Below are 15,381 nucleotides of genomic sequence, written 5' to 3' on the forward strand. Positions count from 1 at the left end.
ATGAAAATAAAACCATTATTTTACATAAATATACAAAAATTTATTCAAATACCAATTATTTTTAAATGTTATAAATAGCTCAATTAGGCGAAAATTAGGTTATTGTAGCTTTTTTAAGTATTAATAAAATATTCATTTTCAAAAAAGTAAAAGTGGCTAAAAATTGTCTATATAAGATAGAAATATGTGAAATTATAATCATGTCAATTGAATAGAGAACACAAAGTTAGTAGAATTAAGTCAATAAGGATATACAGGAGGCTTTTAAATGACTCACATTCAATTAGATTATGGCAAGACTTTAGAATTTTTTGGGCAACATGAACTTGATCAACAAAAAGATATTGTTAAAACTATCCATAAAACAATCCACGAAGGAACTGGCGCAGGTAGTGACTTCTTAGGATGGGTTGATTTACCTGAAGATTACGATAAAGAAGAATTTTCAAGAATTGTAGAAGCATCTAAACGTATTAAAGCTAATTCAGATGTATTAGTGGTTATTGGAATTGGCGGTTCTTACTTAGGTGCACGTGCAGCGATTGAAATGTTGACTTCTTCATTCCGTAATAGCACTGAATACCCTGAAATTGTCTTTGTGGGTAATCATTTATCTTCAAGTTACACACAAGAATTAGTTGAATATTTAGCAGATAAAGACTTTTCAGTGAACGTAATTTCTAAATCAGGTACTACTACTGAACCAGCAGTTGCATTTAGATTGTTTAAACAATTAGTAGAAGATAAATATGGTAAGAAAGAAGCAAAAGAACGTATTTTTGCGACTACTGATAAAGCGAAAGGTGCTTTAAAACAATTAGCTGATAATGAAGGCTATGAAACGTTTGTAGTACCTGATGATGTTGGTGGACGTTACTCTGTCTTAACAGCAGTAGGTTTATTACCAATTGCAACAGCAGGTATTAATATTGAATCAATTATGATTGGTGCTAACAAAGCACGTAAAGAACTTGCATCTGATAATTTAGATGAAAATATTGCATATCAATATGCTACTATCCGTAACATTTTATATAGCAAAGGCTATACTACTGAAATGTTAATTAACTACGAGCCTTCAATGCAATATTTCAATGAATGGTGGAAACAATTATACGGCGAATCTGAAGGTAAAGATTTCAAAGGTATTTATCCATCAAGTGCTAACTATACAACTGATTTACATTCATTAGGTCAATATGTTCAAGAAGGACGTCGCTTCTTATTTGAAACAGTTGTGAAAGTAAATAATCCTAAACACGACATTACTATTGAAGAAGATAGTGATGATTTAGATGGATTAAATTATCTAGCAGGTAAAACAATTGATGAAGTTAATACAAAAGCCTTCGAAGGTACATTATTAGCCCACACTGATGGTGGCGTTCCTAATGTAGTAGTCAATATCCCTCGTTTAGACGAAGAAACATTCGGTTATGTGGTTTACTTCTTTGAATTAGCTTGTGCGATGAGCGGCTATCAATTAGGTGTTAATCCATTTAACCAACCAGGTGTTGAAGCATATAAACAAAACATGTTTGCTTTATTAGGTAAACCTGGATATGAAGATAAGAAAAAAGAATTAGAAGACCGTTTATAAGTCTGAATAAATGAATATACTTTAGAATTTAAAGTCGGTATGGATGAACTTCCATATCGACTTTTTAGGTTCTATAGGTTTATATTAAATCTAAGGCATGAATTTGAACTACTACCTGTGACTGATTTATTGAGTTTAAGGTAGATTTATATGGTAAACAGTGTAAAATATTTCTATGAAACGATAACTGCTATTAATTTAGGAAGGATTTGATGTTACAGTGTTTCATCAAATTGAACAATGGTTTAACTTGCTACAAGATTTAGGATACTTCGCTGGCTTTATATTGCTTTATTTTAGAGCCATTGTGCCCGTACTTCCCTTAACGTTATACGTTATTATGAATGTTCATGCATATGGTTTCTTGGTAGGGACTATCATCAGTTGGTTAGGAATTGTAGCCGGTACGTTTACAGTATTTTTCTTTTGCCGAAAATTTGTAAACGCCAACTTTTTGCAACGAATTAGAACACGGAAATCTGTTGAAAGATTAATACATTTTATAGATAGACAAGGATTAGTGCCAATATTTATATTGATGTGCTTTCCTTTTACCCCAAATACTCTAGTTAATTTTGTCGCTAGTTTATCACACATTAAAGCGAAGTATTACTTTGTGATTTTACTTGTTTCAAAATTAATTTCTATTACTTTTATAGCTGTGATGGGAAGAAGTGTAACTACAATTTTTACACATCCTATAAGAGCCATTATGTTAGTTTTAATTACTATTGCATTATGGTTTATTGGGAAAAAAGTTGAACACCATTTTATGGGTGTTAACAAGGAGTGACATAGTGCGTCGAATAATCAAACTACTTGTAACTATTATCTTAGCTATATTATTTGTGTTGTTTATCCAAACTTTCATTATTAGAGGTGGCGTTGTGCCTAATAATGAGATGGCTTCTACTTTGAATAAAGGTGATCGCGTCATAGTCAATAAGATTAAGGTGACTTTTAATTTATTAAATGATGGAGATATTATTATGTATCGTCAAAATAATGACCTTCATTTTAGTAGAATTATAGGGAAGCCTGGCGAGTCGATTGAAGTAAGAGACGGCAAATTATATAGAGACGATAGACAAGTTGATAAAAATTATGCTAAAAATAGAGATATTAATAATTTTGCATTACGTGATATAGACGAGGCTGACGGAGATATTATTCCGCCAAATTCATATTTTGTGTTAAATGATAATGGTAATAAAAAAAGCGATTCTCGTATATATGGACTAATTGACGAAAAAGACATCGTAGGAGACGTGAGTTTAAAATATTATCCATTTAAGGAATTTACCTATCAGTTTAATAAGTAGATGAGGTGTTAAGTTTGAAGAAAGAAATAATCGAATGGATTGTCGCTATAGCAGTAGGTTTATTACTTGTATGGGTAATGATAAACTTTGTCGCTAAATCATATACAATTAAAGGCGATTCAATGGACCCGACTTTAAAAGATGGCCAACATGTGATGGTTAATATTTTAGGTTATAAAGTTGGCGATGTTAAAAAGGGCAATGTCATTGTCTTCCATGCAAATAAAAGTGATGACTATGTAAAACGTGTGATTGGCGTACCTGGAGACAATGTAACATATAAAGACGATAAACTTTATATTAATGGCAAGAAAATTAAAGAACCATACTTAGACTATAATGAGAAACGTAAACAAGGTGAATATATTACTGGTTCATTTGAAACTAAAGATTTGCCAAATGCTAATCCAAACTCAAATGTTATTCCTAAAGGTAAATGTTTAGTGCTTGGAGATAATCGTGAAGTGAGTAAAGATAGTCGTGCATTTGGTTTGATTGATAAGAATCAAATAGTAGGTAAAGTTTCATTTAGATTCTGGCCATTAAGTGATTTTAAATTTAATTTCAACCCAGATAATGATAAATAGAATAATCTAGTCATGTGGTTTTAAAGTAATTGTAAATAGTGGGGATTGGATATAGAAATTCAAGTTTGAATTCTATTCCAATCCCTTTTTATAACTTCATCAAATTATAAGGATAAAACTTTTTAAGAACATATGTTCTATGGTAAAATAGTCTCAAAGGAGTGTGGGGAAACAATGGAATTAAATACATATCTTGGCAGAGCAGGGACAGGCAAATCCCACTATATGATTGAAAATATTAAACAACAAATGAAAGTGGATCCTTTAGGAGATCCAATCATTTTAATTGCACCTACACAAAGTACGTTTCAATTAGAGCAATCATTTGTAAATGATAAAGAGTTAAATGGTAGCTTGAGAACGGAAGTACTCCACTTCGAACGTTTAAGTCATAGAATTTTTCAGGAAATTGGGGGATTAACTGAAGAACGATTGACTCAAGCAGCTACAGAGATGATGATATACAATCTTGTTCAACAACATAAGTCTGAATTAAAACTATATAAATCCCAAGTGAATTATTATGGATTTAGTGAGAAGTTAACCGAGCAGATACAAGATTTTAAAAAATATTCAGTAACACCAGACCATTTACAGACATTTTTACAAGAGAATGAAATTCAAACAAGAACGCGTCATAAATTAGAAGACATCTCGCTTATCTATGATTACTTTGAAGAACGTATCAACGATAAATTTATTACTGCGGAAGATAGTTTAAATCATTTTATTGAAATCATGCATCAATCAGAGTGGATTAAACGTGCTGAAATTTACATAGATGGTTTCCATAACTTTTCGACTCTAGAATATCAAATTATTAAAGCACTCGTTCAAAATGCTAAACAAGTTACCGTACTTTTAACAACAGATGGTAATGAAGACCCATTTAGCCTGTTTAGAAAGCCTTCAGAAGTACTTACACATTTACAAGAAATAGCTAATGACTTAGGTATCACTTTAAACCGTCAATACTTTAGAGAACAACATCGTTTTAATAATAAAGACCTACTCCAATTAGAACAACAATTCGATGCGTTACAAGTAACACCTAAAGCACATGAGGGCAATATCAAGATTCTAGAATCTTCAAATATGCGAGAAGAAGTAAATGAAATAGCGCGACAAATTATTAAAGATACACGTGATGATTATTACAGATATCAGGATATTGCAATTTTGTATCGTGATGAAACATACGCATATCTATTTGATTCAGTGTTACCGCAATATAATATCCCATTTAATATTGATACTAAAAAATCTATGACGCATCATCCAATTATGGAGATGGTTCGTTCACTTTTAGAGGTTATCCAAACAAATTGGAATATTAGTCCAATGATGCGTTTATTTAAAACGAATATTTTGTCACATCAATTTAAAGATAGCGACTATTTAATTGATTTACTAGAGAACTTTGTTGTTGAACGAGGTATATATGGTAAACGTTGGTTAGACGAACAATTATTTAGTGTAGATAATTTCACTAAAATGGGACGAAAAGAACATAAGCTTTCAGAAGAAGAGCGTGAAACGTTTGAACAAGTGGTTAATTTGAAAGTTGATGTTATAGATAAAATATTAAGTTTCGAAAAAGCTATGAACGATGCTTCGAATGTAAAAGGCTTTGCGACGGCTTTCTATGAGACTATGGAATCTTTTGATTTACCGAAATATTTGATGGCTAAGCGAGATCAGCTTGATGTGGATGGCTATCATGAAGAAGCGGAAGAAATCGACCAAATTTGGAACGGATTAATTCAAATATTAGATGACTTAGTTACTGTATTTGATGAAGAAGAAATGACGCTTAAACGCTTTTTAGAAGTATTTGATATTGGGCTAGAGCAACTTGAATTTGTGATGATTCCACAAACGCTTGATCAAGTAAGTATCGGTACAATGGATTTAGCGAAAGTTGATAATAAAAAGCATATTTATATGGTAGGGATGAATGATGGTGCTATGCCACAACCCGTATCCTCATCTAGCTTGATTACTGATGAAGAAAAGAAAGTATTTGAGCAACAAGCACAAGTAGAATTAAGCCCGACTTCCGATATTTTACAAATGGATGAAGCATTTGTATGTTATATCGCTATGACACGCGGGTGTGACCGCGTAACATTTTCTTATAGTTTGATGGGCGTACAAGGTGACGATAAAGAGAAAAGTCCTTTCCTTAATCAAATTGAAGAATTATTTAATGGACTTGAAGTGACAAATATACACTATATTCATAACTCACAACCATTGACGTTAATGGAACACCCACATCAAACAAAGGTTGCATTATTTGAAGCTTTAAAAGCCTGGCTTGAAGATGAAGCAGTAGCAGAAACATGGCTAGATGCATATCAGGTTATGCGCGATAATGATGAATTAAATGACGGATTAAATTACTTATTAACATCTCTTACCTACGATAACGAAACTATCCAACTAGGTGAACAATTAGCTACTTCACTTTACGGTACAACTATTAATGCTAGTGTATCGCGTTTTGAAGGGTATAATGATTGCCCGTTTAAGCATTACGCAAATTACGGTTTACGCTTAAATGAACGTACGAAGTATAAGCTTGAGAATTTCGATTTAGGAAATATCTTCCATACAGCATTAAAATATATATCTGACAAAATAGAAGGTGATTTTAGACATCTAGATAATAAAAAAATTCATGCTTTAACTGTCGAAGCGTTAGAGAATGTCTTGCCACAAGTTCAATTTAATTTAATGGACTCGAACGCATACTATCGTTACGTCTCTAAACGTATTGGAGTAATTGTTGAAAGTACGCTTAAGGCGCTTCGATACCAAAATGAAAATACTAAATTTAGACCACAACGATTTGAAACAGGGTTTAGAAAGACACCACGTAATGAGGAAGAATTAATAGCGCAACCGCTCATTACTAAACAGGGCATTCCGATTAATATACGTGGTCAAATTGACCGCATTGATGCTTATACTAAAGACAATATAAGCTATGTTAATATAGTCGATTATAAATCCTCAGATACTAGTGCTAAATTAGATTTGAAAAAAGTATATTATGGTAAGCAAATGCAGATGATGACGTATATGGATGTAGCCTTACAAAATGCACACCGTCTAGGCCTTACAGAAGAAATAAAACCAGGTGGATTACTTTATTTCCATGTCCATGATGAACGACTCAAGTTTGATTCATGGGGAAAAATGAAAGATGATGCTTTAGAAGAAGACAACTTGAATAAAGCTTTTCTTAAAAAATATAAATTACGTGGATTAGTTAATAGCGATATGGATGTCGTGGATGCGTTGGATATTCGATTAGACGACACGCCTCGATCAGATATTGTGCCTGTAACATTGAAAAAAGATGGTAATTTTTCGGCAAGAGATAGTAGTGTGGCAGATGAAACTACGATTCATAAATTTATAAAACACAATAAAGATAACTTTATAGAAACTGCATCAAATATTTTAGATGGCCATACAGAAGTGGCACCGCTTAAATTTGATAATAGATTACCATGTGAATTTTGTAGTTTTAAGTCAGTCTGCCATGTAGATAACCTTATTGATAATAAAAACTATCGCTATGTAGATGAATCGATAGACCCAATACAAGCAGTTCAAGACGTAGAGTTAGAAAGTGGTGAAAATGATGAATAATATACCAGTTAAACCACCGGAAGCGCAATGGACGGATGCCCAATGGCAAAGTATTTATGCGAGTGGGCAAGATACACTTGTGGCTGCCGCAGCTGGTTCAGGTAAAACCGCTGTTTTAGTAGAACGCATTATTCAAAAAATTATTAGAGATGAAATCGATGTAGATAAATTATTAGTAGTAACCTTTACTAATTTAAGTGCTCGAGAAATGAAACACCGTGTTGACCAACGTATCCAACAAGCATCAATTGATGATCCAAGTAATGAGCATCTCAAAAATCAACGTATTAAAATTCATCAAGCTCAAATTTCAACCTTACACAGTTTTTGTCTGAAAATTATTCAACAACATTATGATGTGATTGATCTTGATCCTAATTTTCGTACTATAACTGATATGGAAAATGAGCTATTGTTAGACCAATCAATTGATGAAGTGTTAGAAACGCATTATGAAGATCCGGCCGTGGAATTCGTAACGTTAGTAGAACAACTTTCTAATGACCGTAATGATGAAAACTTTCGTAGGATATTAAAAAACTTTTATAAATTTAGTATCGCTAATCCTTCGCCATATGAATGGTTAGATCGTTTGGTTAAGCCTTATGAAGATGAAGAAATGTATCAAGTATTGCTTAACGAATTATCTAATATAGCCAATGTCCAAATTACGGCAGCCTATGATGCACTAAGAGAAGCGGAAAGTCTTTTATTAAACTGTAATGCCGTTGAAAAACATCTTGATGTGGTTAAGGCTGAAAGAGCCTTTTGTGAAAAAGCAATAGAAGGTGGCGTACTTAATAAAGAGGTATTAATTGAACATGAGCCAAGTAAATTTCCAATGATGTCTGCCAAGATTAAAAAAGAAAATGATAATGAAGAGTTATTGGAAAATATTAAAGAATTCTATAAAAGTTATAGAAATAAAGTCATTGATGTAAAAAATGAATATTTCATGCGTTCGACTGAAGATTTAAAACAAGATATGCGCAAGTTAGTCCCAAGAGTGCAGTATCTCATACGTGTAGTTAAAGATATTATTGAAACATTTGGCCAAAAAAAACGTAATAGAAACGTATTGGATTTCTCTGATTATGAACAATTTGCATTGCAGATTTTAACAGATGAACAAGGCAACCCATCATCAATCGCAAAAGATTACCGTCGTCAATTCGAAGAAATACTAATTGATGAATATCAAGATACTAACCAAGTTCAAGAAGCTATTATCTCGAAGATTAAGCGTGGAGATGAGTCCAACGGTAACTTATTTATGGTAGGAGACGTTAAGCAATCAATCTATAAATTTAGACAAGCCGATCCTACATTATTTATGGGTAAATATAATCGATTTGAAAAAGACAATGATGGTACTGGTTTACGTATTGATTTGTCTAAGAACTTCCGTTCAAGACAAGAAGTTCTCTATACTACTAATTATCTTTTTAATCATATGATGGATAAAGAGGTAGGGGAAATTGACTATGACGCTGACGCTCGATTATATTATGGCGCTACAAAATACTCGCAAAAGAGAATGCCACTTGAATTACATGCCTTAATGAAATCGGAAGATGCTTCGCTTGATAAAGATAAAAAAGAACAAGAAGCATATTACATTGTTGAACAAGTCAAACATATTTTAGAAGAACAAGAAGTCTATGATATGAAGACGGGTAGACATCGCAAGCCATCTTATAAAGATATTGTAATTTTAAGTAGAGATGTGAAGAATTCACGTAACATACAGAAAGCCTTTAAAAATAGTCGTATTCCGTTTCATGTAAACAGTAAAGAAGGATATTTTGACCAAACTGAAGTTCGTTTAGTCTTGTCGTTTTTAAGAACAGTGGATAACCCGCTTCAAGATATCTATCTTGTTGGTCTCATGCGTTCAGTTATCTATCAATTTACTGAAGATGAATTGGCACAAATCCGTGTCACAAGTTCTAATGATGATTATTTTTATCAATCTATTATGCATTACATACAAGATGAGGCATCACCAAAAGAATTGGTTGCGAAATTACAATACTTTATTAATGATTTAGAAATGTATCAAGACTATAGCCAAGACCATGCCGTGTATCAATTAATAGATAAATTTTACAATGATCATTTTGTTATTCAATATTTTAGTGGGTTAATAGGCGGAAAAGGCAGACGCGCTAATCTTTATGGGTTATTTAATAAAGCTATTGAATTTGAAAATTCAACATTTAGAGGATTATATCAATTTATTAGATATATCGATGAATTAATTGAACGGAACCAAGATTTTGGTGAGGAAAATGTAATAGGCCCTAATGATGATGTTGTACGTATGATGACAGTCCACAGTAGTAAGGGGCTTGAATTTCCATTTGTCATCTATGTCGGATTAACTAAAGAATATAAAGTAAAAGAATTAGGTGCGCCACTTCTGCTTAATCAAAAATATGGACTCGGCTTGCAGTACTATGATTTGGAACAAAATATTTCGTTCCCATCTCTTCTCTCGTTAATTATTAAAGAAAATGCGAAAAGAGAAATGATTTCCGAAGAAATGCGTTTGATTTATGTAGCTTTAACTCGTGCTAAAGAGCAACTGATCCTTATTGGATCGGTTGATAAAGAAGATAAATTAATCAGTTATGAAAAAAAAACTATTTCAGATAATCTATTAGCTTCACATGAACGACTTGAAGCCAAATCATCATTCGAATTAATTTTCAGTATACTAGCAAAGCATAAGTCGACATCGCTCGTTCCAGAATATCAATTCGAACGCTCAATTGAGGATTTAGAAGATAGTCTTTATCCAACTGTTGACGTTAAGGTCCAACACTTTGATGACCTTGACATTGCGATAGATAATGAAGAAAGCGAACATCGTACGGTTGAAGATATTGAAACAGGCGGTTCTAACGATGATGGGTTAAAACAACAAATTAATGAACAGTTATCATTTAAGTATCCTTTTATAAAAGATACAGAAAAACCTTCGAAACAGTCAGTATCTGAGTTAAAACGTCAATTAGAAACTGAAGAAAGTGGTACTAGTTACGAGAGGGTACGCCAATATAGAATAGGTGTTTCAACATATGAGCGACCTAAGTTCCTTCGAGGAGATAAGAAACATAAGGCAAATGAAAGAGGTACGTTAATGCATACGGTTATGCAGCACTTACCATTTAAAGAAAAACGTTTAACTGAAACGGAGTTAAATGATTATATAGATAAGTTGATTGACAATCATATTATAGAAGAAGATGCTAAAAAAGATATTCAGTATGAAGAAGTGATGAGATTTATTCGAAGTGAGTTGTATATGAGAATAACTCAAGCAGATAAAGTCTTTCGAGAGTTACCATTTGTGGTTAATCAGGCAAGGGTAGATGAGATGCCAGAGGAAGATGAGGATGTGTCTATTATTCAAGGGATGATTGACTTAATTTTCTTAGAAGATAACCAATACTACTTTGTAGATTATAAAACGGATGCTTTTAACAGACGACGAGGTTTGACTGACGAAGAGATTGGCGTCCAACTACGCGATAAATATAAAATTCAAATGAAGTACTATAAAAACACCTTAGAGACTATTTTAAATTCTAAAGTATATGGCTATCTTTATTTCTTCCAATTTGGGCAATTAAGCATTGAAGAAGATGAGTAATATAGCAATATCATGAGGTATCAAACAGAGAATATACCAAATTTCTAAAATTTCAGACAGATATATTTGTGATTTAATTATATTTAAAGTTATAATATGAAATAAGATATAGATGAGGAGTTGATACTGAATGAAATTTTTATCATTCAAATATAAAGACGCTGAATCTTACGGCGTTAAAGTTAAGCGTGAAGACGCAGTATGGGATTTGAAACAAGTTTTTGCTGAATTTGGTGAAGGAGATTTTCATCCTAAAACGTTATTAGAAGGTTTACAACAAAACCAAACGATTGATTTCCAAGAACAAGTTCGTAAAGCTGTTGTAGCTGCAGAAGATAGTGGCAAAGCTGATAATTATAAAATCGCATTCAATGATATTGAATTTTTACCACCAGTAACGCCTACAAATAACGTAATTGCGTTTGGTCGTAACTATCAAGATCATGCGAGTGAGTTAAACCATGAAGTGCAACGCTTATATGTATTTACTAAAGCCGCTTCATCTTTAACTGGTAGTGAATCAACAATTCCAAATCATAAAGATATCACAGACCAATTAGATTACGAAGGTGAACTAGGTATTGTAATTGGTAAATCTGGAGAAAAAATTCCTAAAGCTTTAGCATTAGACTATATTTACGGTTACACAATTATCAATGATATCACTGACCGTACTGCTCAAAATTCACAAGATCAAGCATTCTTATCTAAAAGTTTAACTGGTGGTTGCCCAATGGGTCCATACATTGTAACTAAAGACGAATTACCAATGCCGGAAAATGTTAACATCGTAACTAAAGTGAATAATGAAATTCGCCAAGACGGTAATACGAGTCAAATGATTAACAAAATTGACGGTTTAATCGAAGAAATTTCTAAATATGTAGCATTACATCCTGGTGATATTATTGCTACAGGTACGCCAGCTGGTGTAGGTGCAGGTTTAGAACCACCTCGCTTCTTACAACCTGGTGATGAAGTTAAAGTTACAATCGACAATATCGGTACTTTAACTACGTACATTGCAGAAGATAGTGAATAATTCGAAAGATTAATTTTCATGAAAGACTGGGGCATTTCCATAAATGTCTCAGTCTTTTAGTTTGTGTATCGATAAACGGAAATGAATCTGAGTTAAAATCTTACTTGATTCAATTCTAGTTGCTTTTGCTCATTTGGGAGAACAAAATCTTTAAAAATTCATGAGATTACTGGTGGTATTTTCTTATTTTGCAATTTTTTAATCTTTATAAAAGTCGTATATGTTATGATAAATAGGTGAAATGAAATTATAAGTATTGGGGGAATTCGGTCTTGTTACATATGCATATATTAAGTTGGGTATTAACAATCGTGTTATACGTCATTGCGTTCTTACACATTTCAAAATCTCAAGGCCCAACGCCTATGTTCAAACCTTTACAAATGGCGTTAAGAGTCTTTATGTTATTAACATTATTCTCAGGTTTTTGGATTTTAATTCAAGAATTTATCGCCGCTAGTCATGGTGGTGGAGGCAACCACATGCTATTAACATTGAAAATGTTATGCGGTCTTGCCGTAGTCGCGCTTATGGAAGTATCGATTGCGAAAAGAAAGAAACACGAAGCAAGTCATGGTTTATTTTGGACAACTATCGTCTTAATTATTATTACAATGTTATTAGGTGTTATTCTACCTTGGGGTCCATTAACAAAAATGTTTGGCCTAGGTTAGACGCATTAAAATGAACAAATAAAAACTCGAACGTGTGAGAAACCTCCATATAAGGATTTTCTTCTCACACGCTCGAGTTTATTTTTTTACAAATCGCGTGACTTATAACCAATCATATTGATTAAATCTTTCGGATGGCTATATGGTGGGGCATAAGCGACTTCAAATTCTGTAAGTTCATCGACTGTCATGCCATTCATCATAGCCATTGTTAATACATCAATACGTTTATCTACGCCTTCTTTACCTACAGCTGCAGCACGTAAAAGTTGACGATTGTCTTTATTAAAGTAAACACGTAAATGTATGTCACTATTTCCAGGGTAATAACCGGCATGAGCCCCTGAAGTTACTTCGACCATTTGATAATCAAACTGATTTAATTCAGAAGGTTTCACCCCAACACTTGAAAATGTATAATCAAAGAATTTTACAATATTTGCTCCAAGATATCCTTTAAACGTAATGTTTTGATTGCCTGCAAATTGTTCTGCTATCACGCTAGCGCCACGATGAGCGCCCCAGGCTAAAGGTACTTGTGCTTTTAAATCTACATGACGATAAAATGAACTAATCACATCGCCTAATGCATAAATGTTAGGTATATTTGTTTCGAATTTGTCGTTAACAGGTATGAATCCTTTTTCATCTAACTTAATATTTGATGATTGAATAAAGTTTGAATTAGGATGTGTTCCCACACCTTCGACAATTAAATCATAGTCTTCTTGAACGCCAGATTTAAATGTCACTGTGTGTCCTTCGACTTCTGTTATTTCTTCATTTAAACGATAAGTAATATTCCGATTATTTAATTCATCAAAGATAGCTTGATTCATATCTTGATCCATTAGTTTATTCACACTCTCAGAACGGTGAATCAACGTCACATCTAAACCACGATGATGTAGATTCTCTAACACTTCTAATGAAATATAGCCTGCACCTACGACTAATGCTTTTTTGGCATGATGTTTATTAATATATTGGTCAATAGCATCAGTATCTTCCATATTTCGTAAAGTGAATATCATGTCGCTTTCGAAACCTAATGTATTAGCGCCAGCACCAGGACTTAATATTAATTTATCGTAAGATTCTTCAAATTTCTCGTTAGTTTGGCGATTTAATACTGTTACAGTCTGTTTACTATCATTAATTTCGACTACTTCATGATATGTTTTTACTGTAATATCTTTTTTGTTTTTGAACGTCTCTGGGGTAATTGGCAAGAGTTTACCACGTTCAGTAATAACTTGACCGATATAGTAAGGTAAGCCACAATTGGCAAAACTCATGTCACGGTCCTTTTCAAAAATAATAATTTCGCTTTCTTTATCAAGACGACGTATTTGGCTAGCGCACGTAGCGCCACCTGCGACTGCTCCGACGACTATAATCTTATTCATATACAATCCTCCATCATTATTTATCATTGAAAAAAGAGGTGAGCGTGCATACTAGTTAAAGTGCTATTCTCACCTCTAGAACTCGATTTATCCTTTATAAGGTATATTAAGTTTAAAGAAATCGTTGAGATAACGGCCAATGCCATCTTCATTGTTAGAAAATGTAATATGGTTAGCGACATGTTTTAATTCATCAAGACCGTTGTCCATTGCGATACCATATTTGGCATATTTAATCATTTCAGTGTCATTATCTTCATCGCCAAATGCAATAATACGAGATGAATCAATATTCAAATAATCTTTTACATGGTCGATTCCACGTGCTTTACTTATACCACGTTTAACGATTTCTATAACTGGAAACGGTGCGCCCCAACGACGATGTTCGATATTTTCCGCATAGAAACGCGTCAACATTTGTTTAAGACGAGGAATATTTACCTCTTCGGCTTCTACTAAGATAGAAGTTGGCGCTTCATTTAAACCTTCCAATAAATTACCTGTTTCTATTTTAGGATTTCCCATTGAAAAGCCTTCAAAGAGGCGTGGGTCATGACTATTAATAAAGACATGATCACGAACTTCAGCAATAATATTGGTCACATTGGCTTTTTGAAGCATTTCTATCATATTTCTAGCTAAATCGACATCTAATACTTCATGTGTTGTTTCAAAATCATCTGATTTTGGATGATGAACATAGGCACCATTAAAATTGACAATTGGTGTATTCATGTCTAATTTGTGATAGTAAATTTGACTAGCACGGTATGGACGACCAGTCGCAATCATAATTTGGTGGCCTTGTTTTTTCAATGTTGTTAAAACTTGTTTTGTATAAACACTAATTTCTTTATCATCATTTAATAATGTTCCGTCTAAATCTAGACAAATTAAATAAGGTTCCATAAGTTTCTCCTTGTTACTTTTCATCGTATTTCTCTTTATTTCTCATTTAGTTGTATCATAGCATTTTATTGGCGTTTTGTCGGATATTTGATATATTAGTGTAAGATAAATATTGAGAGGTGATACTAATGGAAGAGGCTTTAAAAGACAGTATCCTAGGTGCGCTTGAAATGGTAATTGACCCTGAATTAGGAATTGATATTGTTAATTTAGGTTTAGTATATAAAGTGAATGTAGATGATGATGGTATATGTACAGTTGAAATGACATTAACATCAATGGGTTGCCCACTTGGACCCCAAATCATCGACCAAATCAAAACTGTATTAGCAGAAATTCCTGAAATCCAGGACACAGAAGTTAATATTGTTTGGAACCCACCTTGGAATAAAGATATGATGTCAAGATACGCTAAGATTGCTTTAGGCGTAGGTTGAGCTATCACTATATAAACAATAGTACACACTTTCGTTGTGCTATTGTTTTTATTTTTAGAAAAAACTAAAATCACTTC

General features: G+C 33.0%; 11 protein-coding genes. 9 read left to right on the plus strand and 2 right to left on the minus strand.

Annotated features, from left to right (window positions below):
- Window positions 1-268 precede the first annotated feature (268 nt).
- The 8 genes from HS848_RS01735 (at window position 269) to HS848_RS01770 (ending at window position 12,546) form a co-directional block, all read left to right on the plus strand.
- Window positions 269-1,600, plus strand: coding sequence for a glucose-6-phosphate isomerase (locus HS848_RS01735; protein ID WP_198611037.1), 1,332 nt, complete (start codon window positions 269-271; stop codon window positions 1,598-1,600).
- Between the two features lie 220 nt (window positions 1,601-1,820).
- Window positions 1,821-2,393: a TVP38/TMEM64 family protein gene (locus tag HS848_RS01740; RefSeq protein ID WP_107507449.1), complete on the plus strand. Its 573-nt coding sequence runs from the start codon at window positions 1,821-1,823 to the stop codon at window positions 2,391-2,393.
- A 4-nt stretch (window positions 2,394-2,397) separates the two neighbouring features.
- On the plus strand, window positions 2,398-2,922 hold the full coding sequence (lepB, locus tag HS848_RS01745) for a signal peptidase I (RefSeq protein ID WP_198611038.1): 525 nt from the start codon (window positions 2,398-2,400) through the stop codon (window positions 2,920-2,922).
- Window positions 2,923-2,936: 14 nt separating this feature from the next.
- Window positions 2,937-3,509, plus strand: coding sequence for a signal peptidase I (lepB, locus tag HS848_RS01750; protein WP_198611039.1), 573 nt, complete (start codon window positions 2,937-2,939; stop codon window positions 3,507-3,509).
- A 174-nt stretch (window positions 3,510-3,683) separates the two neighbouring features.
- The gene (gene addB / locus HS848_RS01755; protein ID WP_198611040.1) at window positions 3,684-7,172 is read left to right on the plus strand and encodes a helicase-exonuclease AddAB subunit AddB; all 3,489 of its coding nucleotides are present in this window, start codon (window positions 3,684-3,686) and stop codon (window positions 7,170-7,172) included.
- Window positions 7,165-10,830, plus strand: coding sequence for a helicase-exonuclease AddAB subunit AddA (gene addA / locus HS848_RS01760; protein ID WP_198611041.1), 3,666 nt, complete (start codon window positions 7,165-7,167; stop codon window positions 10,828-10,830). The genes addB and addA overlap by 8 nt, the downstream gene beginning before the upstream one ends.
- 130 nt (window positions 10,831-10,960) lie before the next feature.
- Window positions 10,961-11,872: a fumarylacetoacetate hydrolase family protein gene (locus HS848_RS01765; RefSeq protein ID WP_107507454.1), complete on the plus strand. Its 912-nt coding sequence runs from the start codon at window positions 10,961-10,963 to the stop codon at window positions 11,870-11,872.
- Between the two features lie 272 nt (window positions 11,873-12,144).
- Window positions 12,145-12,546 (plus strand): YisL family protein, encoded by a 402-nt coding sequence (locus tag HS848_RS01770; RefSeq protein WP_103166369.1) that lies wholly within the window; start codon window positions 12,145-12,147, stop codon window positions 12,544-12,546.
- An 86-nt stretch (window positions 12,547-12,632) separates the two neighbouring features.
- Here HS848_RS01770 and HS848_RS01775 read toward each other — a convergent pair whose 3' ends face one another.
- Both HS848_RS01775 and HS848_RS01780 read right to left on the minus strand, forming a co-directional pair.
- Window positions 12,633-13,955, minus strand: a complete 1,323-nt coding sequence (locus tag HS848_RS01775; protein WP_198611042.1) for a CoA-disulfide reductase — start codon at window positions 13,953-13,955, stop codon at window positions 12,633-12,635.
- An 87-nt stretch (window positions 13,956-14,042) separates the two neighbouring features.
- Window positions 14,043-14,867 (minus strand): Cof-type HAD-IIB family hydrolase, encoded by an 825-nt coding sequence (locus tag HS848_RS01780; protein ID WP_198611043.1) that lies wholly within the window; start codon window positions 14,865-14,867, stop codon window positions 14,043-14,045.
- Window positions 14,868-14,995: 128 nt separating this feature from the next.
- Between HS848_RS01780 and HS848_RS01785 the strand changes: the two genes are divergently transcribed.
- Window positions 14,996-15,304, plus strand: a complete 309-nt coding sequence (locus HS848_RS01785) for a metal-sulfur cluster assembly factor (RefSeq protein ID WP_103166366.1) — start codon at window positions 14,996-14,998, stop codon at window positions 15,302-15,304.
- Window positions 15,305-15,381 lie beyond the last annotated feature (77 nt).

The sequence above is a fragment of the Staphylococcus caledonicus genome, from assembly GCF_016238465.1.
Lineage (GTDB): Bacteria > Bacillota > Bacilli > Staphylococcales > Staphylococcaceae > Staphylococcus > Staphylococcus caledonicus.

Bases quoted from the DNA above. Each gene is read 5' to 3' on its own strand.
- HS848_RS01735 (WP_198611037.1), top strand. From the start codon at position 269: ATGACTCACATTCAATTAGATTATGGCAAGACTTTAGAATTTTTTGGG.
- addB (WP_198611040.1), top strand. From the start codon at position 3,684: ATGGAATTAAATACATATCTTGGCAGAGCAGGGACAGGCAAATCCCAC.
- addA (WP_198611041.1), top strand. From the start codon at position 7,165: ATGAATAATATACCAGTTAAACCACCGGAAGCGCAATGGACGGATGCC.
- HS848_RS01765 (WP_107507454.1), top strand. From the start codon at position 10,961: ATGAAATTTTTATCATTCAAATATAAAGACGCTGAATCTTACGGCGTT.
- HS848_RS01775 (WP_198611042.1), bottom strand. From the start codon at position 13,955: ATGAATAAGATTATAGTCGTCGGAGCAGTCGCAGGTGGCGCTACGTGC.
- HS848_RS01780 (WP_198611043.1), bottom strand. From the start codon at position 14,867: ATGGAACCTTATTTAATTTGTCTAGATTTAGACGGAACATTATTAAAT.
- HS848_RS01785 (WP_103166366.1), top strand. From the start codon at position 14,996: ATGGAAGAGGCTTTAAAAGACAGTATCCTAGGTGCGCTTGAAATGGTA.